Genomic DNA, 23,563 nt, shown 5'->3' on the forward strand with positions numbered 1-23,563 from the left:
CGAAGACACTCATTGAATCCCTATGCGTGATCCAGCTGCCACCGCCCCAGAAAACCTGCGCGTCATCGTCGGCATGTCCGGCGGCGTAGACTCTTCCGTTTCCGCTGTCCTGCTGATGGAGCAGGGTTACCAGGTGGAAGGCCTGTTCATGAAGAACTGGGAAGAAGACGACGGAACGGAGTACTGCACCGCCATGGACGACCTGGCGGACGCCCAGGCCGTGTGCGACAAGATCGGTATCAAGCTGCACACCGCCAACTTCGCCGCCGAATACTGGGACAACGTGTTCGAGCATTTCCTGGCCGAATACAAGGCCGGACGCACACCGAACCCGGACATCCTCTGCAACCGCGAAATCAAGTTCAAGGCGTTCCTCGACTACGCCCTGATGCTCGGTGCCGACCTGATCGCCACCGGCCACTACGTGCGCCGCCGCGACATCGACGGCCGCACCGAACTGCTCAAGGGCCTGGACCCGAACAAGGACCAGAGTTACTTCCTCCACGCCGTCGGCGGCGAGCAGATCGCCAAGACCCTGTTCCCCGTCGGCGAACTGGAAAAGCCCGCCGTGCGCGCCATTGCCGAGAAACACGAACTGGCCACGGCGAAGAAAAAAGACTCCACCGGTATCTGCTTTATCGGTGAACGGCGCTTCAGCGACTTCCTCAAGCAGTACCTGCCGGCCCAGCCGGGCGAGATCAAGACCACCGAAGGCGAAGTCATCGGCCGTCACCACGGCCTGATGTACCACACCATCGGCCAGCGCCAGGGCCTCGGCATCGGCGGCCTGAAGGACGCCGGTGACGAGCCGTGGTACGTGCTGCTCAAGGACCTGGAACACAACGAACTGATCGTCGGCCAGGGCAACGAGCACCCATGGCTGTTTTCCCGCGCCCTGCTCGCCTCCGAGATCTACTGGGTCAACCCGGTGGACCTGAGCGTGCCGCGCAAGCTGACGGCCAAGGTGCGTTATCGCCAAAGCGACCAGTCCTGCAGCCTGGAACAGACCGAAAACGGCTATCGCGCCGTGTTCGACGAGCCGCAGCGCGCGGTGACCCCCGGGCAATCGGTGGTGTTCTACGACGGAGAGGTCTGCCTCGGCGGCGGCGTGATCGAAGTCGCCGAGCCCTGGACCTTCAAGGACCAGCGCCCATGAGCCCGACCCAGGAGCAACTGACGGCACTGGGCGGTGTATTTCTCGCCGCGGTGCTGGTGGACAAGATCGCCAAGAGCGGCCAGTCCAGCGAGGCCGGCCTGAGTTGCATGCTCGGCAGCCTGCTGGTGCGCGACCCCAAGGACACCCTGGAAGTCTACGGTGGCGACGATATCCAGCTGCGCGACGGCTACCGCGCCCTGATCGGCGCCCTCGAGCGCGATCCCAGTGCCCTGCAACGCGAGCCGCTGCGTTATGCCCTGTCGATGCTCGGCCTCGAACGCCAGCTGGCCAAGCGTGACGACTTGCTCGAGATCATCGGCAAGCGCCTGCCGCAGATCCAGGCGCAGGTCGAGCATTTCGGCCCCGCCCACGAAAACGTCGTGGCCGCCTGCGGCGCCCTTTACCAGGACACCCTGAGCACCCTGCGCCAGCGCATCCAGGTGCACGGCGACATGCGCAACCTACAGCAACCGAGCAACGCCTCGAAGATCCGCGCCCTGCTGCTGGCCGGTATCCGCTCGGCACGCCTGTGGCGGCAACTGGGCGGCCATCGCTGGCAACTGGTGGTCAGCCGGCGCAAGCTGCTCAAAGAACTCTATCCGTTGATGCACAGCGCCTAGGCACTGTTATCCGCGAAAAGCGCAAGACGCCGGTCGGTTGGCAACAGCCCGGCGGTTATTTTCATGTATGATACGCGCCCCATTTCGTTGCCCGACTGTCCGAGAACACCCCATGCAGCTTTCTTCGCTCACTGCGGTTTCCCCTGTTGACGGCCGCTACGCCGGCAAAACCCAGGCCCTGCGCCCTATTTTCAGTGAATACGGGCTGATCCGTGCACGCGTGCTGGTGGAAGTGCGCTGGCTCCAGCGCCTGGCCGCCCACGCCCAGATCAGCGAAGTTCCGGCGTTTTCCGCCGAAGCCAACGCGGTACTGAACAGCCTCGCCGAAAACTTCTCCCTGGAACACGCCGAGCGTGTGAAGGAGATCGAGCGCACCACCAACCACGACGTCAAGGCCATTGAGTACCTGCTCAAGGAACAGGCCGCCAAGCTGCCCGAGCTGGCCAACGTCAGCGAATTCATCCACTTCGCCTGCACCAGCGAGGACATCAACAACCTGTCCCACGCCCTGATGCTGCGCGAAGGCCGTGACGACGTGCTGCTGCCGCTGATGCGCCAGATCGCCGAAGCCATCCGCGAACTGGCCCACCGTTTCGCCAGCGTGCCGATGCTCTCGCGCACCCACGGCCAGCCGGCCTCGCCGACCACCCTGGGCAAGGAACTGGCGAACGTCGTCTACCGCCTGGAGCGCCAGATCACCCAGGTCGCCGGCGTGCCGCTGCTGGGCAAGATCAACGGCGCCGTGGGCAACTACAACGCGCACCTGTCGGCCTATCCGCAGATCGACTGGGAAGCCAACGCCCGCGCCTTCATCGAAGACGAACTGGGCCTGGGCTTCAACCCCTACACCACCCAGATCGAGCCGCACGACTACATCGCCGAGCTGTTCGATGCGATCGCGCGTTTCAACACCATCCTGATCGACTTCGACCGCGACATCTGGGGCTACATCTCCCTGGGTTACTTCAAGCAGCGCACCATTGCCGGCGAAATCGGTTCCTCGACCATGCCGCACAAGGTCAACCCGATCGACTTCGAGAATTCCGAAGGCAACCTGGGTATTGCCAACGCACTGTTCCAGCACCTGGCCAGCAAGCTGCCGATCTCCCGCTGGCAGCGCGACCTGACCGACTCCACCGTGCTGCGCAACCTCGGTGTCGGCTTCGCCCATAGCGTCATCGCTTACGAAGCCAGCCTCAAGGGCATCAGCAAGCTGGAGCTCAACGAGCAGAAAATCGCCGCCGACCTGGACGCCTGCTGGGAAGTCCTGGCCGAGCCGATCCAGACCGTCATGCGCCGCTACAACATCGAAAACCCGTACGAAAAGCTGAAAGAACTGACCCGCGGCAAGGGCATCAGCCCCGAAGCGCTGCAGACTTTCATCGACGGTCTCGAGATGCCCGCAGAGGCCAAGGCCGAGCTGAAAAAGCTTACCCCGGCCAACTACATCGGCAACGCCGTGGCCCAGGCCCAGCGTATCTGATCGCACCGTACCCGCTCTGAACGCCCGGCTGAGCCGGGCGTTTTTATTCCAGTCTGAAAAATACGTTTTTTCAATAGGTTACACATGAATCCTGATACTCCTCTGCAACTTCTGGGCGGCCTCACCGCCCGGGAATTCCTGCGCGACTACTGGCAGAAAAAACCGCTGCTGGTCCGTCAGGCCATTCCGGATTTCGAAAGCCCGATCGACGCCGATGAACTGGCCGGCCTGGCCCTCGAAGAAGAAGTCGAATCGCGACTGATCATCGAGCACGGCGAGCGCCCCTGGGAACTGCGCCGCGGCCCGTTCGCCGAAGACGCCTTCAGCCAACTGCCGGAACGCGACTGGACCTTGCTGGTGCAGGCCGTGGACCAGTTCGTCCCGGAAGTCGCCGAACTGCTGGAGCACTTCCGCTTCCTGCCGAGCTGGCGCATCGACGACGTGATGATCAGTTTTGCCGCGCCCGGTGGCAGCGTCGGTCCGCACTTCGACAACTACGATGTGTTCCTGCTCCAGGGCCACGGCAAGCGCAACTGGAAAATCGGCCAGATGTGCGATTCCACCAGCCCGCTACTGGAACATGCCGACCTGCGCATCCTTGCCGGCTTCGAGGAAACCGCCGAGTGGACCCTGGAACCCGGCGACATGCTTTACCTGCCGCCGCGCCTGGCCCACTGCGGCGTAGCCGTGGACGACTGCATGACCTATTCGGTGGGCTTCCGAGCGCCGAGCGCCGCTGAAGTACTGACCCACTTCACCGACTTCCTCGCCCAGTTCCTCCCGGACGAAGACCGCTACACCGATGCCGACGCGCAACCGGTGGCCGATCCGCACCAGATCCAGCACGACGCCCTCGACCGCCTGAAAAGCCTGCTGGCCGAGCACATGAGCGACGAGCGCCTGCTGCTGACCTGGTTCGGCCAGTTCATGACCGAACCGCGTTATCCGGAATTGGTGGTGGGCCCGGAACTCGAAGAAGAAGACCTGCTTGATGGCCTGCAACAGGGTGCGATACTGATCCGCAACCCGAGCGCGCGCATGGCCTGGTCCGAAGTCGACGACGACCTGCTGCTGTTCGCCAGCGGGCAGAGCCGCCTGCTGCCGGGCAAACTGCGCGAGCTGTTGAAAATGATCTGTGCGGCCGACGCCCTGCACGCGGATAATCTGGCGCCATGGTTGGCCGATGAAGATGGCCGCGGCCTGCTGTGCCAGCTGGTCAAACAAGGGAGCCTGGGATTTGCCGATGAATAGAATTCACGTACGTGTCGCGGACTGGCAAAAGGATAACGCCGAGATTCGGCGCATTCGTGAGTCAGTGTTCATCGCCGAGCAGTCGGTTCCGCCGGAACTGGAGTGGGACGCCGATGACAGCGGTGCCGTGCATTTCCTGGCCTTCGAGGGGGATTTCCCGATCGGCACCGCCCGGCTGTTGCCGGACGGTCATATCGGTCGGGTCTCGGTCCTCAAGGACTGGCGCGGGCTGAAGGTCGGCGACGCACTGATGCAGGCGGTGATCGGCGAGGCCGAGAAGCGCGGCCTCAAGCAACAGATGCTCAGCGCCCAGGTCCAGGCGACCCGGTTCTATGAGCGCCTGGGCTTCAGCATTGTCAGCGAGGAGTTTCTCGAAGCCGGGATTCCCCACGTGGACATGGTGCGCGGCTCGGTTTAAAAGCCGGCACTGCTGCGCAGCCATTCGCGGGCAAGCTCCGCTCCCACAGGTTTTGCGTCACGCACAAAGCTTGTGGCTGCTCTCAATCCCGTGGGAGCGGAGCTTGCCCGCGAAGGCGCCAACAAGAACACCTCAAGACGCCCCGCCATCCCCCGATGCCGGGGCGTTTTGCCGTGCGCGATTCAACTTGACCCACCAACAGCCGAGAAACTGTCAAACTCAACGCATTGCTTAAGTCCAACGCGGAGATAACGGACATGTCCCTACGTACCCTGCTCACCGGCCTGCTACTGACCTGCACGCTCAGCGCCCAGGCCGCCACCGAAATCATCCCCCTGAACTACCGCACCAGCGCCGACCTGCTACCCGTGGCCCAGGACTTTCTCGGCAAGGACGGCAAGGCCAGCGCCTACCAGAACCAACTGATCGTCAATGCCGAACCGGCCAAGATCAAGGAACTGCGCGACTTCCTCGGGCAGCTCGACACCCCCGCCAGGCGCCTGCTGATCAGCGTCGACACCAGTGAAAACAACGACCAGAACAGCCAGGGCTATAGCGTCAATGGCCAGAGCCAGACCCGCATCATCAACTACGGCACCGCCAGTCGCGACGGCGGCATCCAGCAGGTGCAGACCGTCGAAGGCACCCCGGCGCTGATCCAGGTCGGCCAGAGCGTACCGCTGACCACCGCCATCAGCACCAACCAGTCCTTCGGTAACGGCTCGAACCAGAATCAGAACCCCAACCAACAGCCCCTGACGCAGATACAGAGCCAGTACCGCAACGTGACCCAGGGCTTCTACGTCACCGCCAGCGTCACCGGCGACATCGTCCACCTGTCCATCAGTACCAATCGTGACCGGATCAGCCAGGAGCGTCAGGATGTAGTGAACGTGCAAAGCACCGACACAACCGTCAGCGGACGCCTGGGCGAGTGGATCACCCTGGCCGGCGTCAATGGCCAGAGCCAGGCCGACAGGCAGGCGCTAACCCGCAGCTACTCGACCTCCGGGCGTAACGACATGACTTTGCGGGTGAAAGTCGACAGCTTGGACTAAAGCACCGGAAACTGACCGGCAAGTCGTATTAGACTAAAGATGTAGTGCTATAAAAAAAGCACTACAAAACGTTTGACGAGCCAAAAAACCGAAGGCATGATGGCCTCGCTCCCGCTAATCAGGGGCCCTGGCAAGGGCCTTCGGATCGCCGCTCTGACCTACCCACCCGAGCCGATTCGTGTCTGTACCGCCCACAAGGCGCGTTTGACGAGGTTGCGACTGGAACGAAGTTGTCCCGAGGGACGGAAGCGTAATTAGGTAGATCGGCAAGACCCCTGAAGTCCGCATGAAGGCCCACGACGCCCCAATGCGCCCGACGGCTCGCCCTTACCTCGCTCACTTCCCCCTTGAGCCCATCGTTCAATCGTCGCCTTCCCCGCCAGACCGTACCTGAATGCCTAAGCTTCTGGTCAGCGAGCAGCCGTTTTGTCCAAGCCCCCGGCTTGTGCAATCGGCGGAGCACGGAACTTTCCACCCAAGACCTATGCGACGAGGTTTATCTCCATGGCACTGACACGCGAACAGCAAATTGCAGCCCTTGAAAAAGACTGGGCTGAAAACCCGCGCTGGAAAGGCGTGACACGCACTTACTCCGCCGCTGACGTGGTCCGCCTGCGTGGCTCGGTTCAACCCGAGCACACCCTGGCCCGCATGGGCGCCGAGAAACTGTGGAACCTGGTCACCCAGGGCGCCAAGCCGTCCTTCCGTCCGGATAAAGATTTCGTCAACTGCATGGGCGCCCTGACCGGCGGCCAGGCCGTGCAACAAGTCAAGGCCGGGATCCAGGCGATCTACCTGTCGGGCTGGCAAGTGGCCGCGGACAACAACTCCGCCGAATCCATGTACCCCGACCAGTCGCTGTACCCGGTGGACTCCGTGCCGACCGTGGTCAAGCGCATCAACAACTCGTTCCGTCGCGCCGACCAGATCCAGTGGAAAGCCGGCAAGAACCCGGGCGATGACGGCTACATCGACTACTTCGCGCCGATCGTGGCCGATGCCGAAGCCGGTTTCGGCGGCGTCCTGAACGCCTACGAGCTGATGAAGAGCATGATCGAAGCGGGCGCCGCCGGCGTGCACTTCGAAGACCAGCTGGCTTCCGTGAAGAAATGCGGCCACATGGGCGGCAAGGTACTGGTTCCGACCCAGGAAGCCGTGCAGAAACTGACCGCCGCCCGTCTGGCAGCCGACGTCGCCGGCGTACCGACCATCATCCTGGCCCGTACCGACGCCAACGCCGCTGACCTGCTGACCTCCGACTGCGACCCGTACGACCAGCCATTCGTCGTTGGCACCCGCACCCAGGAAGGTTTCTACAAGGTCCGTGCCGGCCTCGACCAGGCCATCGCCCGCGGCCTGGCCTACGCGCCATATGCCGACCTGATCTGGTGCGAAACCGCCAAGCCGGACCTGGACGAAGCCCGTCGCTTCGCCGAGGCCATCAAGAAGGAATACCCGGACCAGATCCTGTCCTACAACTGCTCGCCTTCCTTCAACTGGAAGAAGAACCTGGACGACGCGACCATCGCCAAGTTCCAGCGCGAACTGTCGGCCATGGGCTACAAGCACCAGTTCATCACCCTGGCGGGCATCCACAACATGTGGCACAGCATGTTCAACCTGGCGCACGACTACGCCCGCAACGACATGACCGCCTACGTGAAGCTGCAGGAGCAGGAATTCGCTGATGCCGCCAAGGGTTACACCTTCGTTGCGCACCAGCAGGAAGTCGGCACCGGCTACTTCGACGACATGACCACCGTGATCCAGGGCGGCTCGTCCTCGGTGACCGCGCTGACCGGTTCGACCGAAGAAGAACAGTTCCACTGAGTACGCTGCGAGCAAGCGGCCATTCCAGAGCGAAGCAGAACTAACTGGAATGCCTGGAAAACTGACGCCCCGACTGGTTCGGGGCGTTTTTTTGCGTGTCGCCTACAGACTCGCCACCGCACTTTGTAGGAGCAGGGCTTGCCCGCGAAGTCAGCCGGATGAGCGGCACGGGACTCAGGGGCCTCTTCGCGGGCAAGCCCTGCTCCTACAGGAATGCGTTCAACCGTGACAGTGCAAAACATTGATCCAGACCAGTATCGATTGCGACAAAAAACGCTAAAACGACGCGCGACGCAACTTTCATCCCGCGCTCGGTTAAAGCCACTACACTTCCCGTCGCAGCCGGCAACAAGCATTGGACCAACCTAGATGATATCAATTATCATTCAATATTCACTTCGTTCATTACAATGCTGATAAAACATAATTAACAAAAAGGCCCCTAATGCCCACAGTACATGGCCTGCGAGCCATCGAGACCTCGACATGTCCTTATTCCAGCCAATAATTTCGCTATAGAAAATTTACTTGCCCGGTGTTTAGCCATAAAATCACCGGGCTAGATTGCACTGCGACATATCGTCACTGTTTTTACTTCTTTATCACGCTCAGAGACCTTTGCGCTCTGTTAAGGATTACCCGCATGACCGAAGCGACCGGACTCATGGCCCACAACTGGGGCTTTGCCATTTTCCTGCTCGGCGTCGTCGGCCTCTGCGCCTTCATGCTCGGTCTTTCCAGCCTCCTCGGGTCAAAAGCCTGGGGCCGCAGCAAAAACGAACCGTTCGAGTCCGGCATGCTGCCCACCGGTAGCGCCCGCTTGCGGCTCTCCGCCAAATTCTATCTGGTCGCGATGCTGTTCGTGATCTTCGATATCGAAGCCCTCTTTCTCTTTGCATGGTCTGTGTCCGTCCGCGAAAGCGGCTGGACCGGATTCGTCGAAGCTCTCGTTTTCATAGCAATTCTGTTGGCAGGTCTTGTCTACCTTTACCGAGTGGGGGCGCTTGATTGGGCTCCGCAAGCTCGTCAGAAGCGGCAGGCGAAGCTGAAACAATGAGGCTTTGGCAATGCAATACAATCTCACTCGAATCGACCCGGATGCGCCTAACGAGCAGTACCCGATCGGCCAACGGGAAACCGTTTCCGATCCGTTAGAGGATCAAGTCCACAAGAACATCTACATGGGCAAGCTGGAAGACGTGCTGAACGGCGCGGTCAACTGGGGGCGCAAGAACTCCCTGTGGCCGTACAACTTCGGCTTGTCCTGCTGCTATGTGGAAATGACCACCGCCTTCACGGCGCCCCACGACATCGCCCGCTTCGGCGCCGAGGTTATCCGGGCATCGCCGCGCCAGGCGGATTTCATGGTTATTGCCGGCACCTGCTTCATCAAGATGGCGCCGATCATCCAGCGTCTCTACGAGCAAATGCTCGAGCCCAAGTGGGTCATCTCCATGGGTTCGTGCGCCAACTCCGGCGGCATGTACGACATCTACTCCGTGGTCCAGGGCGTGGACAAGTTCCTGCCCGTGGACGTCTACGTGCCTGGCTGCCCGCCCCGTCCCGAGGCTTTCCTGCAAGGCTTGATGCTGTTGCAGGAGTCGATTGGCCAGGAGCGTCGCCCACTTTCCTGGGTCGTCGGTGATCAAGGCGTATATCGCGCCGAGATGCCGTCGCAAAAGGAACAGCGCCGCGAACAGCGTATTCAGGTCACCAACCTGCGCAGCCCCGACGAAGTCTGATCCAGATCCGCTCTGTAAAAAGAAACGAGAAGCTGGCTTCATTCTTTACGTTGACCGAAAGCGATAAGAAACCATGACTACAGGCAGTGCTCTGTACATCCCGCCTTACAAGGCTGACGACCAGGATGTGGTCGTCGAACTGAACAACCGTTTCGGCCCCGAGGCCTTTACCGCCCAGGCCACCCGCACCGGCATGCCGGTGCTCTGGGTGACCCGGGCCAAGCTCGTCGAAGTCCTGACCTTCCTGCGCAACCTGCCCAAGCCGTACGTCATGCTCTATGACCTGCACGGCGTGGACGAGCGTCTGCGCACCAAGCGCCAAGGCCTGCCGAGCGGCGCCGACTTCACCGTGTTCTATCACCTGATGTCGCTGGAACGTAACAGCGACGTGATGATCAAGGTCGCCCTCTCCGAGAGCGACCTGAGCATCCCGACCGTGACCGGTATCTGGCCAAACGCCAACTGGTACGAGCGTGAAGTCTGGGACATGTTCGGCATCGATTTCCCCGGCCACCCGCACCTGTCGCGCATCATGATGCCGCCGACCTGGGAAGGTCACCCGCTGCGCAAGGACTTCCCGGCCCGTGCCACCGAGTTCGATCCGTTCAGCCTGACCCTGGCCAAGCAACAGCTTGAGGAAGAGGCCGCGCGCTTCCGTCCGGAAGACTGGGGCATGAAGCGTTCCGGGGCCAACGAGGACTACATGTTCCTCAACCTGGGTCCGAACCACCCTTCGGCCCACGGTGCCTTCCGGATCATCCTGCAACTGGACGGCGAAGAAGTCGTCGACTGCGTCCCGGACATCGGCTACCACCACCGTGGCGCCGAGAAAATGGCCGAGCGCCAGTCCTGGCACAGCTTCATCCCCTACACCGACCGGATCGACTACCTCGGCGGGGTGATGAACAACCTGCCGTACGTGCTCTCGGTCGAGAAGCTGGCCGGCATCAAGGTGCCGGACCGGGTCGACACCATCCGCATCATGATGGCCGAGTTCTTCCGGATCACCAGCCACCTGCTGTTCCTGGGTACCTATATCCAGGACGTCGGCGCCATGACCCCGGTGTTCTTCACCTTCACCGACCGCCAGCGCGCCTACAAGGTCATCGAAGCCATCACCGGTTTCCGCCTGCACCCGGCCTGGTACCGCATCGGCGGCGTTGCCCACGACCTGCCACGCGGCTGGGATCGGTTGGTCAAGGAATTCGTCGACTGGCTGCCAAAACGCCTCGACGAGTACACCAAGGCCGCCCTGCAGAACAGCATCCTCAAGGGTCGGACCGTCGGTGTCGCCGCCTACAACACCAAGGAAGCCCTGGAATGGGGCGTCACCGGTGCCGGCCTGCGCTCCACCGGTTGCGATTTCGACCTGCGTAAAGCGCGTCCGTACTCCGGCTACGAGAACTTCGAGTTCGAAGTCCCGCTGGCGGCCAACGGCGACGCCTACGATCGCTGCATGGTGCGCGTCGAAGAAATGCGCCAGAGCATCAAGATCATCGACCAGTGCATGCGCAACATGCCGGAAGGCCCGTACAAGGCGGATCACCCGCTGACCACGCCGCCGCCGAAAGAGCGCACGTTGCAGCACATCGAGACCCTGATCACGCACTTCCTGCAAGTTTCGTGGGGCCCGGTGATGCCGGCCAACGAATCCTTCCAGATGATCGAAGCGACCAAGGGCATCAACAGTTATTACCTGACGAGCGACGGCGGCACCATGAGCTACCGTACCCGGATCCGCACTCCAAGCTTCCCGCATCTGCAACAGATCCCTTCGGTGATCAAAGGCAGCATGGTCGCGGACTTGATCGCGTACCTGGGTAGTATCGACTTCGTTATGGCCGACGTGGACCGCTAAGCATGAACAGCCCGCTTATCCAGACAGACCGTTTCGCCTTGAGCGAAACCGAGCGCTCGGCCATCGAGCACGAGTTGCATCACTACGAAGACCCGCGCGCGGCGTCCATCGAAGCCCTGAAGATCGTCCAGAAGGAACGTGGCTGGGTGCCTGACGGCGCGCTCTACGCCATCGGCGAGATCCTCGGGATTCCGGCCAGCGACGTCGAAGGCGTCGCGACCTTCTACAGCCAGATCTTCCGCCAGCCGGTCGGTCGCCACATCATTCGCGTCTGCGACAGCATGGTCTGCTACATCGGCGGCCATGAATCGGTGGTCGGCGAGATCCAGAGCAAGCTCGGCATCGGCCTGGGTCAAACCACCGCCGACGGTCGCTTCACCCTGCTGCCCGTCTGCTGCCTCGGCAATTGCGACAAGGCCCCGGCGCTGATGATCGACGACGACACCTTCGGCGACGTCCAGCCAGCCGGCGTTGCCAAACTGCTGGAGGGCTACGTATGACCCTGACTTCCTTCGGCCCCGCCAACCGCATTGCGCGGTCGGCGGAAACCCACCCGTTGACCTGGCGCCTGCGTGATGACGCAGAACCCGTGTGGCTCGACGAGTACCAGGCCAAGAACGGCTACGCCGCCGCGCGCAAGGCCTTCGCCGACATGGCCACGGACGATATCGTCCAGACCGTGAAGGACGCCGGCCTCAAGGGGCGTGGCGGTGCCGGCTTCCCCACCGGGGTGAAGTGGGGCCTGATGCCCAAAGACGAATCCATGAACATCCGCTACCTGCTGTGCAACGCGGATGAAATGGAGCCGAACACCTGGAAGGACCGCATGCTGATGGAGCAACTGCCCCATCTGCTGATCGAAGGCATGCTGATCAGCGCCCGCGCGCTGAAAACCTACCGTGGCTACATCTTCCTGCGCGGTGAATACGTCACTGCCGCCAAGCACCTCAACCGTGCGGTGGAAGAAGCCAAGGCCGCCGGCCTCTTGGGCAAGAATATCCTCGGCAGCGGCTTCGACTTCGAGCTGTTCGTCCACACCGGCGCCGGGCGTTATATCTGCGGTGAAGAAACCGCGCTGATCAACTCCCTCGAAGGCCGTCGCGCCAACCCGCGCTCCAAGCCGCCCTTCCCCGCCGCCGTCGGCGTCTGGGGCAAGCCGACCTGCGTGAACAACGTCGAGACCCTGTGCAACGTGCCGGCGATCATCGGCAACGGCATCGACTGGTACAAATCCCTCGCCCGCGAAGGCAGCGAAGACCACGGCACCAAGCTGATGGGCTTCTCCGGCAAAGTGAAGAACCCTGGCCTGTGGGAACTGCCGTTCGGCATCACCGCCCGCGAGCTGTTCGAAGACTACGCCGGTGGCATGCGCGATGGCTTCAAGCTCAAGTGCTGGCAGCCAGGCGGCGCCGGTACCGGTTTCCTACTGCCCGAACACCTGGACGCGCAAATGTATGCCGGCGGCATCGGCAAGGTCGGCACCCGCATGGGTACCGGCCTGGCCATGGCGGTGGACGACAGCGTCAACATGGTTTCGCTGCTGCGCAACATGGAAGAGTTCTTCGCCCGCGAGTCGTGCGGTTTCTGCACCCCTTGCCGCGACGGCCTGCCGTGGAGCGTCAAGCTGCTGCGCGCGCTGGAGAACGGCGAAGGCCAGGCCGGCGATATCGAGACCCTGCTGGGTCTGGTCGGTTTCCTCGGCCCGGGCAAGACCTTCTGTGCCCACGCACCGGGTGCCGTCGAGCCATTGGGCAGCGCCATCAAGTATTTCCGTCCGGAGTTCGAGGCTGGCATCGCACACAAGAGTGCAGCCGTCCCGCCTTTGGCGCGGCCGATCGTAGTCGGCGCATAACGTATCGAAAGGGAGGGCGGCCCGTGCCGCCCTCTTGCTCGCCTGAAGACGCACTTGTGATGCGCCAGGCGAGGACCAGGATTCCATTAGCCACGCCCGCAGACGCGGGCCAACGAAGAACTTTGAACCATGGCCACTATCCACGTAGACGGCAAAGCGCTCGAAGTCGATGGGGCAGACAACCTGTTACAGGCGTGTCTGTCGCTAGGCCTCGACATCCCTTATTTCTGCTGGCACCCCGCGCTCGGTAGCGTCGGTGCCTGTCGCCAGTGCGCGGTCAAGCAGTTCAACGACGAGAACGACAAGCGTGGTCGTATCGTCATGTCCTGCATGACCCCGGCTTCCGACGGCAGCTGGATCTCCATCGACGACGAGGAAGCCAAAGTCTTCCGCGCCAGCGTCGTCGAATGGCTGATGACCAACCACCCGCACGACTGCCCGGTCTGCGAGGAAGGCGGTCACTGCCACCTGCAAGACATGACCGTGATGACCGGCCACAACGAGCGCCGTTATCGCTTCACCAAGCGCACCCACCAGAACCAGGAGCTCGGCCCGTTCATCGCCCACGAGATGAACCGCTGCATCGCCTGCTATCGCTGTGTACGCTTCTACAAGGACTACGCCGGCGGTACCGACCTCGGTGTGTTCGGTGCCCACGACAACGTGTACTTCGGTCGCGTCGAAGACGGCACCCTGGAAAGCGAATTCTCCGGCAACCTCACCGAGGTCTGCCCGACCGGTGTGTTCACCGACAAGACCCACTCCGAGCGCTACAACCGCAAGTGGGACATGCAGTTCTCGCCGAGCATCTGCCATGGCTGCTCCAGCGGTTGCAACATCAGCCCGGGCGAGCGCTACGGCGAACTGCGGCGGATCGAAAACCGCTTCAACGGTTCGGTCAACCAGTACTTCCTCTGCGACCGTGGCCGTTTCGGCTATGGCTACGTCAACCGCGAAGACCGCCCGCGCCAGCCACTGCTGGCCAACGGCGCCAAGCTGAGCCTGGACGAAGCCCTGGATAAAGCCGCCGAGCTGCTGCGCGGACGCAATATCGTCGGTATCGGTTCGCCCCGCGCCAGCCTGGAAAGCAACTTCGCCCTGCGCGAGCTGGTCGGTGCCGAGCACTTCTACTCGGGTATCGAAGCCGCCGAGCTGGAACGCATCCGCCTGGTCCTGCAAGTGCTGAACGACAGCCCGCTGCCAGTGCCGAACATGCGCGACATCGAAGACCACGACGCCGTGTTCGTCCTCGGTGAAGACCTGACCCAGACCGCCGCGCGCATGGCCCTGGCCCTGCGCCAGTCGGTCAAGGGCAAGGCCGAGGACATGGCCGAGGCCATGCGCGTCCAGCCTTGGCTCGACGCCGCGGTGAAGAACATCGGCCAGCACGCGCTGAACCCACTGTTTATCGCCAGCCTGGCTGAAACCAAGCTCGACGACATCGCCGAAGAGTGCGTGCACGCCGCGCCCGACGACCTGGCCCGCATCGGTTTCGCCGTGGCCCACGCCCTCGATGCCAGCGCCCCGGCCGTCGCCGGCCTGGACGCCGAAGCCCTGGCCCTGGCCCAACGCATTGCCGACGCCCTGCTGGCGGCCAAGCGCCCACTGATCATCGCCGGCACCTCCCTGGGTTCCAAGGCGCTGATCGAAGCCGCGGCGAACATCGCCAAGGCCTTGAAGCTGCGCGAGAAGAACGGTTCCATCAGCCTGATCGTGCCGGAAGCCAACAGCCTCGGCCTGGCCATGTTCGGTGGCGAGTCCCTGGACGCCGCCCTGCAAGCGGTGATCGACGGCAAGGCTGACGCCATCGTCGTGCTGGAAAACGATCTGTATACCCGCACCGACAAGGCCAAGGTCGACGCCGCCCTGAACGCCGCGAAAGTAGTGATCGTTGCCGACCATCAGAAAACCGCCACCAGCGACCGCGCCCACCTGGTCCTGCCAGCGGCCAGCTTCGCCGAAGGCGACGGCACCCTGGTCAGCCAGGAAGGCCGCGCCCAGCGCTTCTTCCAGGTCTTCGATCCGAAGTACCTTGATGCCAGCATCCTGGTCCATGAAGGCTGGCGCTGGCTGCATGCCCTGCGCGCGACCCTGCTCAACCAGCCGATCGACTGGACCCAACTGGACCACGTCACCGCCGCTTGCGCTGCGAGCACGCCGCAACTGGCGCGTATCGTCGACGCCGCGCCTTCCGCCGCGTTCCGCATCAAGGGCATGAAACTGGCCCGCGAACCGCTGCGTTACTCCGGCCGGACCGCCATGCGCGCCAATATCAGCGTGCACGAACCGCGTACCTCCCAGGATGACGACACCGCGTTCGCCTTCTCCATGGAAGGTTACTCGGGCTCCGTCGAACCGCGCCAACAGGTGCCGTTCGCCTGGTCGCCGGGCTGGAACTCGCCACAGGCCTGGAACAAGTTCCAGGACGAAGTCGGTGGTCATATCCGCGCTGGCGACCCGGGCACCCGCCTGATCGAAAGCCAGGGCGACTCGCTGAACTGGTTCGCCAATGTCCCACGCGCCTTCAACCCGGCCCAGGGCACCTGGCAAGTGGTGCCGTTCTTCCACCTGTTCGGCAGCGAGGAAACCTCCTCGAAAGCCGCACCGGTACAAGAGCGCATCCCGGCCGCCTACGTGTCCCTGGCCAAGTCCGAAGCCGATCGCCTGGGCGTCAACGACGGCGCCCTGCTCAGCCTGAGCGTTGCCGGCACCACCCTGCGTCTGCCGCTGCGCATCAACGAAGAGCTGGGTGCTGGCCTGGTGGCCTTGCCGGCCGGCCTGGCGGGCATTCCTCCGGCAATCTTTGGCAAGTCCGTTGACGGTCTGCAGGAGGCAGCTCAATGACCTGGTTCACCCCTGAAGTGATCGACGTGATCCTCTCGGTCGTCAAGGCCATCGTGGTGCTGCTGGCCGTGGTGGTCTGCGGCGCCTTGCTGAGCTTCGTCGAACGGCGCCTGCTGGGCTGGTGGCAGGACCGCTACGGTCCGAACCGCGTCGGCCCGTTCGGCATGTTCCAGATCGCCGCCGACATGCTGAAGATGTTCTTCAAGGAAGACTGGACACCACCGTTTGCCGACAAGGTGATCTTCACCCTGGCACCGGTAGTGGCCATGAGCGCCCTGCTGATCGCCTTCGCCATCATCCCGATCACCCCGACCTGGGGTGTCGCGGACCTGAACATCGGCCTGCTGTTCTTCTTCGCCATGGCCGGTCTGTCGGTCTACGCGGTGCTGTTCGCCGGCTGGTCGAGCGCCAACAAGTACGCCCTGCTGGGCAGCTTGCGCGCCTCGGCGCAGACCGTGTCCTATGAAGTGTTCATGGGCCTGTCGCTGATGGGCATCGTGATCCAGGTCGGCTCGTTCAACATGCGCGACATCGTCGACTACCAGGCCCAACACCTGTGGTTCGTGATTCCGCAGATCTTCGGCTTCCTGACCTTCTTCATCGCCGGCGTGGCCGTGACTCACCGTCACCCCTTCGACCAGCCGGAAGCGGAACAGGAACTGGCCGACGGTTACCACATTGAATATGCCGGCATGAAATGGGGCATGTTCTTCGTTGGCGAGTACATCGGCATCATCCTGATCTCGGCGTTGCTGGTCACCCTGTTCTTCGGTGGCTGGCACGGTCCGTTCGGCATCCTGCCGCAACTGTCGTTCATCTGGTTCGCCTTGAAGACCGCGTTCTTCATCATGCTGTTCATCCTGCTGCGCGCTTCGATTCCGCGCCCACGCTATGACCAGGTGATGGACTTCAGCTGGAAATTCTGCCTGCCGCTGACCCTGATCAACATGCTGGTGACCGCTGCGATTGTGTTGTTGAACACGCCTGCGGGCGCGGTTCAGTGAGGATTTGACCCATGTTCAAATATATTGGCGACATCGTTAAGGGTACCGGTACCCAGTTGCGAAGCCTGGTGATGGTTTTCGGCCATGGCTTCCGCAAACGCGACACCCTGCAATACCCGGAAGAGGCGGTATACCTGCCGCCGCGCTATCGCGGTCGCATCGTGCTGACCCGCGACCCCGACGGCGAAGAGCGCTGCGTGGCCTGCAACCTGTGCGCCGTGGCCTGCCCGGTGGGTTGCATCTCGCTGCAGAAAGCCGAAACCGACGACGGTCGTTGGTACCCGGAGTTCTTCCGCATCAACTTCTCGCGCTGCATTTTCTGCGGCCTCTGCGAGGAAGCCTGCCCGACCACCGCGATCCAGTTGACACCGGATTTCGAAATGGCCGAGTTCAAACGTCAGGACCTGGTGTACGAGAAAGAAGATCTGCTGATCTCCGGCCCCGGCAAGAATCCTGATTACAACTTCTATCGTGTTGCAGGGATGGCCGTTGCCGGGAAGCCGAAAGGCGCTGCCCAGAACGAAGCCGAGCCGATCAACGTGAAGAGCTTGCTGCCTTAAGGAAGAACGATGGAATTCGCTTTCTATTTCGCATCGGGTGTCGCTGTTCTGTCCACGCTGCGCGTGATCACCAACACCAACCCTGTGCATGCCCTGCTCTACCTGATTATCTCGCTGATCGCCGTGGCGATGACCTTCTTCAGTCTCGGTGCGCCGTTTGCCGGGGCCCTGGAAGTGATCGCCTACGCCGGTGCCATCATGGTGCTGTTCGTGTTCGTGGTGATGATGCTGAACCTCGGTCCGGCTTCGGTGCTGCAAGAACGTGACTGGCTCAAGCCGGGAATCTGGATCGGTCCGGTGATCCTCTCCGCCCTGCTGCTGCTCGAACTGCTCTATGTGCTGTTCAGCCACGGCAGCGGCGTGGCTATCGGTCAAACCACCGTGGGCGCCAAGGCCGTGGGCATCAGCCTGTTCGGCCCGTACCTGCTGGCGGTCGAACTCGCCTCGATGCTGCTGCTCGCCGCAGCCATCACGGCATTCCACTTGGGCCGCAACGAGGCGAAGGAGTAATTCATGCCTGCTATCCCTCTTGAACATGGCCTGGCCGTCGCCGGCATCCTGTTCAGCCTCGGCCTGATCGGCCTGATGGTCCGCCGTAACATCCTTTTCGTGCTGATGAGCCTGGAGGTGATGATGAACGCCGCCGCCCTGGCCTTCATCGTCGCGGGCTCCCGTTGGGCGCAGCCGGATGGACAGATCATGTTCATCCTGGTGATCAGCCTGGCAGCCGCCGAGGCCAGTATCGGCCTGGCGATCCTGCTGCAACTGTATCGCCGCTTCCACACGCTCGATATCGACGCTGCCAGTGAGATGCGCGGATGAACATGATCTTTCTGACTTTCGTATTCCCCCTGCTCGGTTTCCTGCTGCTGTCGTTCTCCCGTGGACGCCTCTCGGAAAACCTCTCGGCCCTGATCGGCGTCGGCTCCATCGGCCTGTCGGCCATCGTCGCCGCCTATGTGATCTGGCAATTCAACGTCGCGCCGCCCGAGGGCGGCCACTACACCCTGGTGCTGTGGCAGTGGATGTCGGTGGCGGGCTTTGCCCCCAACTTCGCCCTGTACGTCGACGGCCTGTCGATCACCATGCTCGGCGTGGTGGTCGGCGTGGGTTTCCTGATCCACCTGTTCGCCTCCTGGTACATGCGCGGTGAAGACGGTTACTCGCGCTTCTTCGCCTACACCAACCTGTTTATCGCCAGCATGCTGTTCCTGGTCCTCGGCGATAACCTGTTGTTCCTGTACTTCGGCTGGGAAGGCGTGGGCCTGTGCTCCTACCTGTTGATCGGTTTCTACTACAGCAACCGCAACAACGGTAACGCCGCCCTCAAGGCCTTTATCGTCACCCGGATCGGCGACGTGTTCATGGCCATCGGCCTGTTCATCCTGTTCACCCAGTTGGGCACGCTGAATATCCAGGAACTGCTGGTCAAGGCGCCGGAGCACTTCAAGGTCGGCGACTTCTGGATCGTCCTGGCGACCCTGATGCTGCTCGGTGGTGCGGTCGGTAAATCCGCGCAACTGCCGCTGCAGACCTGGCTGGCGGACGCGATGGCCGGTCCGACCCCGGTTTCGGCACTGATCCACGCCGCGACCATGGTCACCGCCGGTGTCTACCTGATCGCCCGAACCCACGGTCTGTTCAGCCTGGCGCCGGATATCCTGCACCTGGTCGGCATCGTCGGCGGCGTGACCCTGGTCCTGGCCGGCTTCGCCGCCCTGGTCCAGACCGACATCAAGCGGATCCTCGCCTACTCGACCATGAGCCAGATCGGCTACATGTTCCTGGCCCTGGGCGTCGGTGCCTGGGAAGGCGCGATCTTCCACCTGATGACCCACGCCTTCTTCAAGGCCCTGCTGTTCCTCGCGTCCGGTGCGGTGATCGTCGCCTGCCATCACGAGCAGAACATCTTCAAGATGGGCGGCCTGTGGAAGAAACTGCCGTTGGCCTACACCAGCTTCATCGTCGGTGGTGCCGCCCTGGCCGCCCTGCCGATCGTCACTGCCGGTTTCTACTCCAAGGATGAAATCCTCTGGGAAGCCTTCGCCAGCGGTAACCAGAATCTGCTCTATGCAGGCCTGGTCGGCGCGTTCATGACCTCGCTGTACACCTTCCGCCTGATCTTCATCACCTTCCACGGTGAAGCCAAGACCGAAGCCCACGCCGGCCACGGGATCGCCCACTGGCTGCCACTGGGCGTGCTGATCGTGCTGTCGACCTTCATCGGTGCCTGGATTCATCCGCCACTGGCCGGCGTCCTGCCGGAAAGCGCCGGGCATGCCGGCGGCGAAGCCAAGCACAGCCTGGAAATCACCTCGGGCGCCATCGCCCTGGCCGGTATCCTGCTGGCCGCGGTGCTGTTCCTCGGCAAGCGGCGTTTCGTCACGGCGGTCGCCAACAGCGGCATCGGCCGTTTCCTTTCAGCCTGGTGGTTCGCCGCCTGGGGCTTCGACTGGATCTACGACAAGCTGTTCGTCAAGCCGTACCTGGCGATCAGTCATCTGCTGCGCAAAGACCCGCTCGACCAGACCATCGGCCTGATCCCGCGTCTGGCCAAAGGCGGTCACAACGCCCTGAGCCGCACCGAGACCGGTCAGCTGCGCTGGTATGCCGCGTCGATCGCCGCCGGTGCCGTCGTGGTGCTGGGCGCCATTGTGCTGGTAGCGGTCTGACTATGAACCTTGCGACATTGCGAAAGGAATTGAGCCCGTCATGATTCTGCCTTGGCTAATCCTGATCCCCTTTATCGGTGGCCTGCTGTGCTGGCTGGGTGAGCGTTTCAGCGCCACCCTCCCGCGCTGGATCGCGCTGCTGACCATGTCCCTCGAACTTGCCCTCGGCCTCTGGCTGTGGGCCCACGGGGATTTCCACCTGGCCCCGGCGCCTGGCGCCGATCCGACCTTCGCGCTTGAGTTCAAGCACGTCTGGATCCAGCGCTTCGGCATCAACGTGCACCTGGCCCTCGACGGCCTGTCGCTGCTGATGATCCTGCTGACCGGCCTGCTGGGTATCCTCTCGGTACTCTGCTCGTGGAAAGAGATCCAGCATCGCGTGGGCTTCTTCCACCTGAACCTGATGTGGATCCTGGGCGGTGTCATCGGCGTGTTCCTCGCCCTCGACCTGTTCATGTTCTTCTTCTTCTGGGAAATGATGCTGGTGCCGATGTACTTCCTCATCGCGCTCTGGGGTCACAGTTCTTCGGACGGCAAGAAAACCCGGATCTACGCGGCGACCAAGTTCTTCATCTTCACCCAGGCTTCCGGCCTGATCATGTTGGTGGCGATCCTCGGTCTGGTACTGGTCAACTTCAACAACACCGGTGTGATGACGTTCAACTACACCGACCTGTTGAAAACCAAGATGTCGTTGACCACCGAGTACATCCTGATGCTCGGTTTCTTCATCGCCTTCGCGGTGAAGCTGCCAGTGGTGCCGTTCCACTCCTGGCTGCCGGACGCCCACGCCCAGGCGCCGACCGCCGGCTCCGTGGACCTGGCCGGTATCTTGCTGAAAACCGCTGCCTACGGTCTGTTGCGTTTCGCCCTGCCGCTGTTCCCGAATGCCTCGGCCGAGTTCGCGCCGATTGCCATGACCCTGGGTCTGATCGGGATCTTCTACGGCGCGTTCCTGGCCTTCGCGCAAACCGACATCAAGCGCCTGATCGCCTTCTCCAGCGTTTCGCACATGGGCTTCGTGCTGATCGGGATCTACTCCGGCAGCCAGCAGGCCCTGCAAGGCGCGGTGATCCAGATGCTCGCCCACGGCCTGTCGGCGGCGGCACTGTTTATCCTCAGTGGCCAACTCTACGAGCGCACCCACACCCGCGACATGCGTGAAATGGGTGGCCTGTGGTCGAAGATCGCCTACCTGCCGGCCATCAGCCTGTTCTTCGCGGCCGCGTCGCTGGGCCTGCCAGGTACCGGCAACTTCGTCGGCGAGTTCCTGATCCTGATCGGCACCTTCGTCGCGGCACCGTGGATTACCGCGATTGCCACTTCGGGCCTGGTGTTCGGTTCGGTCTACTCGCTGATCATGATTCACCGTGCCTACTTCGGCCCGTCCAAATCCGATGCCGTGATGCATGGCATGGATGGCCGCGAACTGATCATGGTGCTGGGACTGGCGGTGCTGCTGATCTACATCGGCGTGTACCCGCAACCGTTCCTCGATACTTCCGCCGCCACCATGCATGGTGTGCAGCAGTGGCTCGGCACCGCCTTCACTCAACTCGCTTCGGCCCGGTAAGAGCGCTATGGACCTGACGACTCAACATTTTATTGCGCTTGCACCGCTGCTGATCACCAGTCTCACCGTTGTCGTGGTGATGCTGGCGATCGCCTGGCGCCGCAACCACTCACAGACCTTCCTGCTTTCGGTGGCCGGTCTCAACCTGGCGCTGCTGTCGATCATACCGGCGTTGAAAGTCGCGCCACTGGCGGTGACAACGCTGATCCAGATCGATGACTTCGCCTGCCTGTACATGGCCCTGATCCTGGTCGCCACCCTGGCCTGCGTCACCCTCGCCCATGCCTACCTGGGTGATGGCGGCGATGGCTACCCGGGCAACCGAGAAGAACTCTACCTGCTGATCCTGATGGCCGCCGCCGGCGGCCTGGTCCTGGTCAGCGCGCAGCACCTGGCCAGCCTGTTCATCGGCCTGGAACTGCTCTCGGTACCGGTCTACGGCCTGGTGGCTTATGCCTTCTTCAACAAGCGCTCGCTGGAAGCCGGCATCAAGTACATGGTGCTGTCGGCCGCGGGTTCGGCCTTCCTGCTGTTCGGCATGGCCCTGCTCTACGCCGAAGCCGGCACCCTGAGCTTCAGCGGTATCGGTCACGCCCTGGCCGCCACCGGCCTGCCAAGCCCGATCGCCCAACTGGGCCTGGGCATGATGCTGGTCGGCCTGGCGTTCAAGCTGTCGCTGGTGCCGTTCCACCTGTGGACCCCGGACGTCTACGAAGGCGCGCCGGCGCCGGTGGCGGCGTTCCTCGCCACTGCCAGCAAGGTCGCGGTGTTCGCCGTGATGATCCGTCTGTTCCAGATCTCGCCGGTGGCCAGCAGTGGTGTACTGAGCAATGTGCTGGCGGTGATCGCCATCGCTTCGATCCTGGTGGGTAACCTGCTGGCGCTGACCCAGAACAACCTCAAGCGTCTGCTCGGTTATTCCTCCATCGCCCACTTCGGCTACCTGCTGATCGCCCTGGTGGCGAGCAAGGGCATGGCCGTGGAAGCCATGGGCGTGTACCTGGTCACCTACGTGATCACCAGCCTCGGCGCGTTCGGCGTGATCACCCTGATGTCCTCGCCTTACAAGGGCCGTGACGCGGATGCCCTGTACGAGTACCGCGGCCTGTTCTGGCGCCGTCCGTACCTGACCGCGGTACTGACCGTGATGATGCTGTCGCTGGCCGGTATCCCGCTGACCGCCGGCTTTATCGGCAAGTTCTACATCATCGCGACCGGTGTCGAGTCCCATCACTGGTGGCTGATCGGTTCGCTGGTGCTGGGCAGTGCCATCGGCGTGTTCTACTACCTGCGCGTGATGGTCACCCTGTACCTGATCGAACCGAACCTGCGTCGTGTCGATGCCCAGCTACACTGGGAACAGCAGGCTGGCGGCGTGATGCTGCTGGCGATCGCGGTACTGGCCTTCTTCCTCGGCCTGTACCCGCAACCGCTGCTGGAACTGGTGCAACACGCGATACTGGCGAGCTAAACAGTCGCCGGCTGTACCCGACACCCCGCCCGAGGCAACTCCGGCGGGGTGTTTTGTTTTCAAGGTCCGAGAATACCTTGCAGGAGCCGACTTGCCGGCTCCTGCAGGGAGTGATGCACCATAGACCCAGATCAATAACCCCGGACTCCAAATGCCTTAGCCTCGCGACCT

20 protein-coding genes are annotated in these 23,563 nt (G+C 62.5%); all 20 read left to right on the forward strand.

Features of this window, described 5'->3' with window-relative positions; genetic code table 11:
• The first annotated feature begins 22 nt into the window (after nucleotides 1–22).
• The 20 genes from mnmA to nuoN all read left to right on the forward strand — a co-directional run bounded on the left by mnmA (nucleotide 23) and on the right by nuoN (nucleotide 23,392).
• Nucleotides 23–1,156 carry a tRNA 2-thiouridine(34) synthase MnmA gene (gene mnmA, locus M5B96_RS27110; protein WP_248800043.1) on the forward strand — a complete coding sequence of 378 codons (1,134 nt, stop codon included), beginning with the start codon at nucleotides 23–25 and terminating at the stop codon, nucleotides 1,154–1,156.
• Complete coding sequence (gene hflD / locus M5B96_RS27115; RefSeq protein WP_248800044.1) at nucleotides 1,153–1,776, forward strand: high frequency lysogenization protein HflD; 624 nt, start codon at nucleotides 1,153–1,155, stop codon at nucleotides 1,774–1,776. The genes mnmA and hflD overlap by 4 nt, the downstream gene beginning before the upstream one ends.
• A 112-nt stretch (nucleotides 1,777–1,888) precedes the next feature.
• A complete protein-coding gene (gene purB / locus M5B96_RS27120) occupies nucleotides 1,889–3,259 on the forward strand; it encodes an adenylosuccinate lyase (protein ID WP_248800045.1) in 1,371 nt (456 codons plus the stop codon).
• A gap of 84 nt (nucleotides 3,260–3,343) precedes the next feature.
• Complete coding sequence (locus M5B96_RS27125; protein WP_248800046.1) at nucleotides 3,344–4,510, forward strand: cupin domain-containing protein; 1,167 nt, start codon at nucleotides 3,344–3,346, stop codon at nucleotides 4,508–4,510.
• Complete coding sequence (locus M5B96_RS27130) at nucleotides 4,503–4,928, forward strand: GNAT family N-acetyltransferase (protein WP_248800047.1); 426 nt, start codon at nucleotides 4,503–4,505, stop codon at nucleotides 4,926–4,928. Before M5B96_RS27125 ends, M5B96_RS27130 begins: the two co-directional genes overlap by 8 nt.
• A 257-nt stretch (nucleotides 4,929–5,185) precedes the next feature.
• Nucleotides 5,186–5,986 carry a secretin N-terminal domain-containing protein gene (locus M5B96_RS27135; protein ID WP_248800048.1) on the forward strand — a complete coding sequence of 267 codons (801 nt, stop codon included), beginning with the start codon at nucleotides 5,186–5,188 and terminating at the stop codon, nucleotides 5,984–5,986.
• A 504-nt stretch (nucleotides 5,987–6,490) separates the two neighbouring features.
• Nucleotides 6,491–7,816, forward strand: a complete 1,326-nt coding sequence (gene aceA, locus M5B96_RS27140; RefSeq protein ID WP_248800049.1) for an isocitrate lyase — start codon at nucleotides 6,491–6,493, stop codon at nucleotides 7,814–7,816.
• Between the two features lie 643 nt (nucleotides 7,817–8,459).
• A complete protein-coding gene (locus M5B96_RS27145) occupies nucleotides 8,460–8,873 on the forward strand; it encodes an NADH-quinone oxidoreductase subunit A (RefSeq protein ID WP_010444610.1) in 414 nt (137 codons plus the stop codon).
• A gap of 10 nt (nucleotides 8,874–8,883) precedes the next feature.
• Entirely contained in the window at nucleotides 8,884–9,558 is a 675-nt protein-coding gene (locus M5B96_RS27150) for a NuoB/complex I 20 kDa subunit family protein (RefSeq protein WP_100940076.1), read from the forward strand.
• A 73-nt stretch (nucleotides 9,559–9,631) separates the two neighbouring features.
• Nucleotides 9,632–11,416 carry an NADH-quinone oxidoreductase subunit C/D gene (gene nuoC / locus M5B96_RS27155; RefSeq protein ID WP_248800050.1) on the forward strand — a complete coding sequence of 595 codons (1,785 nt, stop codon included), beginning with the start codon at nucleotides 9,632–9,634 and terminating at the stop codon, nucleotides 11,414–11,416.
• Between the two features lie 2 nt (nucleotides 11,417–11,418).
• Entirely contained in the window at nucleotides 11,419–11,916 is a 498-nt protein-coding gene (gene nuoE, locus M5B96_RS27160) for an NADH-quinone oxidoreductase subunit NuoE (protein WP_040069325.1), read from the forward strand.
• The gene (gene nuoF, locus M5B96_RS27165; protein WP_248800051.1) at nucleotides 11,913–13,268 is read left to right on the forward strand and encodes an NADH-quinone oxidoreductase subunit NuoF; all 1,356 of its coding nucleotides are present in this window, start codon (nucleotides 11,913–11,915) and stop codon (nucleotides 13,266–13,268) included. The genes nuoE and nuoF overlap by 4 nt, the downstream gene beginning before the upstream one ends.
• A 129-nt stretch (nucleotides 13,269–13,397) precedes the next feature.
• Nucleotides 13,398–16,112, forward strand: a complete 2,715-nt coding sequence (gene nuoG, locus M5B96_RS27170; RefSeq protein WP_248800052.1) for an NADH-quinone oxidoreductase subunit NuoG — start codon at nucleotides 13,398–13,400, stop codon at nucleotides 16,110–16,112.
• A complete protein-coding gene (gene nuoH, locus M5B96_RS27175; RefSeq protein ID WP_248800053.1) occupies nucleotides 16,109–17,116 on the forward strand; it encodes an NADH-quinone oxidoreductase subunit NuoH in 1,008 nt (335 codons plus the stop codon). Before nuoG ends, nuoH begins: the two co-directional genes overlap by 4 nt.
• Before the next feature lie 11 nt (nucleotides 17,117–17,127).
• Nucleotides 17,128–17,676: an NADH-quinone oxidoreductase subunit NuoI gene (gene nuoI, locus M5B96_RS27180; RefSeq protein ID WP_032627864.1), complete on the forward strand. Its 549-nt coding sequence runs from the start codon at nucleotides 17,128–17,130 to the stop codon at nucleotides 17,674–17,676.
• 9 nt (nucleotides 17,677–17,685) lie between these two features.
• Nucleotides 17,686–18,186, forward strand: a complete 501-nt coding sequence (nuoJ, locus tag M5B96_RS27185) for an NADH-quinone oxidoreductase subunit J (protein WP_248800054.1) — start codon at nucleotides 17,686–17,688, stop codon at nucleotides 18,184–18,186.
• A gap of 3 nt (nucleotides 18,187–18,189) precedes the next feature.
• Nucleotides 18,190–18,498: an NADH-quinone oxidoreductase subunit NuoK gene (gene nuoK / locus M5B96_RS27190; RefSeq protein ID WP_100940069.1), complete on the forward strand. Its 309-nt coding sequence runs from the start codon at nucleotides 18,190–18,192 to the stop codon at nucleotides 18,496–18,498.
• Nucleotides 18,495–20,348 carry an NADH-quinone oxidoreductase subunit L gene (gene nuoL / locus M5B96_RS27195; RefSeq protein ID WP_248800055.1) on the forward strand — a complete coding sequence of 618 codons (1,854 nt, stop codon included), beginning with the start codon at nucleotides 18,495–18,497 and terminating at the stop codon, nucleotides 20,346–20,348. Before nuoK ends, nuoL begins: the two co-directional genes overlap by 4 nt.
• 40 nt (nucleotides 20,349–20,388) lie before the next feature.
• Nucleotides 20,389–21,921 carry an NADH-quinone oxidoreductase subunit M gene (gene nuoM, locus M5B96_RS27200; protein ID WP_248800056.1) on the forward strand — a complete coding sequence of 511 codons (1,533 nt, stop codon included), beginning with the start codon at nucleotides 20,389–20,391 and terminating at the stop codon, nucleotides 21,919–21,921.
• Nucleotides 21,922–21,928: 7 nt separating this feature from the next.
• Nucleotides 21,929–23,392, forward strand: coding sequence for an NADH-quinone oxidoreductase subunit NuoN (gene nuoN, locus M5B96_RS27205; RefSeq protein ID WP_248800057.1), 1,464 nt, complete (start codon nucleotides 21,929–21,931; stop codon nucleotides 23,390–23,392).
• Nucleotides 23,393–23,563: the final 171 nt, after the last annotated feature.

The organism is Pseudomonas sp. MWU13-2105 (genome assembly GCF_023242315.1).
In the GTDB taxonomy this organism is placed as follows: Bacteria; Pseudomonadota; Gammaproteobacteria; order Pseudomonadales; family Pseudomonadaceae; genus Aquipseudomonas.